Source organism: Vibrio sp. Vb0349, from assembly GCF_033338975.1.
This window is the reverse complement of sequence record NZ_JAWOTS010000269.1, coordinates 1-1249: the sequence shown is the minus strand read 5'-3', so window position 1 is coordinate 1249 and position 1249 is coordinate 1. Positions and strand designations below refer to the sequence as shown.

Here is a 1249-nt window from a genome sequence, read left to right as displayed (position 1 = left end):
AAGCTCACCATACAATGGTTATAGTGACGGCGAAACTCAGCTCATCATCGCGAATACTCAAGGTACGTTATGTCAACATTTCGAGCGCTCTTTCACTTGTTACGCGTATACCTTATTTGAAAAAGATGGCAAACAGTCGATGGCAGGTAGAATGTCGTTAGGTCGCCGTTTTGATGAGTTGAATCCAACTTACTGCATTGAAGGCGGTTACAACCTTGCTCGCGATCTTCTTGATGGAGTACCAGTTGCGACAGGTAACTATCCGGCTATCTTCCACATCAATGCGCTAGCAAGTTTATTCGGTGCTTTCGGCAGTGCGTTTTCTGGTGTGAGTGCGATGAAAGGCATCTCGCCACTGGGTGACAAGCTTGGTCAAAGCGTAGCAAGTGAACTTCTCACCTTTACCGATGCGGCATACATGCCTAATGGTATGGCTATCGCAGGGTTTGATAGTGAAGGTTTTGCCACTCAAGACAATGTGTTGATCGCCAATGGCCAACTGAATACGCTATTGCACAATAGCCAAACAGCGAGTTATTTAGGTGCAGTGTCGACGGCAAGTGCATCTCGCAGTGCGAAATCGAGCCTAGACGTATCGGCAAATCATAAAGTGATTGCGACAGGCAACAGCAGTGTGTCAGAAGTCAAAGCAGGTGAATACCTAGAATTAGTGGAACTGCAAGGGGTTCACTCTGGTGCAGATGCTGTCAGTGGTGATTTCTCATTTGGTGCGAGTGGTTTCTTGTGCCGTGATGGTCAGCGTGTTCAACCTGTGCGCGGAATTACAGTTGCAGGTAACTTCTATAAGATGCTGCAAGAAGTAGAAGCTGTGGGTGATACGCAGCTTATTAATGACAGCCGCACTTTCTTCGCGCCAGATGTGCGTTTTGCTCGATTGAGTATTGGCGGTAAATAAGCGCGGCATAGAAAGTCAGAAACAAAAAAGAGGACTCAATCGAGTCCTCTTTCATCATCTAGCAACGTGTACGCGAATAACTAGAATTCGCGGATATCCAGTTCGTTGTGGATCAATACTACACACTGAGAAGCAAACAGCATCTTAGGTCCAAGGCTGATTTTCTCAGTACCTAGGCGCTTCAAGCTGTTGAACGACTTCTTCGGCATCGGAATGTGGTCGGTTAGCAAGAAACATGGGTTTCCACCGATTTCTGCATCACGAACAAATTCGCCTTTCTTATCCAGCATATATAGTTGGTGATCTTCTGCCAGTTCTTGCACTAGGCGCTCA

General features: G+C 46.6%; 1 protein-coding gene and 1 pseudogene. One reads left to right on the top strand and one right to left on the bottom strand.

The features are described 5' to 3' along the window. The coding region (locus R7Q47_RS25115; RefSeq protein ID WP_318090031.1) for a TldD/PmbA family protein at nucleotides 1-916 on the top strand (916 nt) is incomplete at its 5' end. Nucleotides 917-996: 80 nt separating this feature from the next. Here R7Q47_RS25115 and R7Q47_RS25110 read toward each other — a convergent pair. Continuing rightward, a pseudogene (locus R7Q47_RS25110) lies at nucleotides 997-1249 on the bottom strand (tRNA (pseudouridine(54)-N(1))-methyltransferase TrmY); the annotation flags it as partial.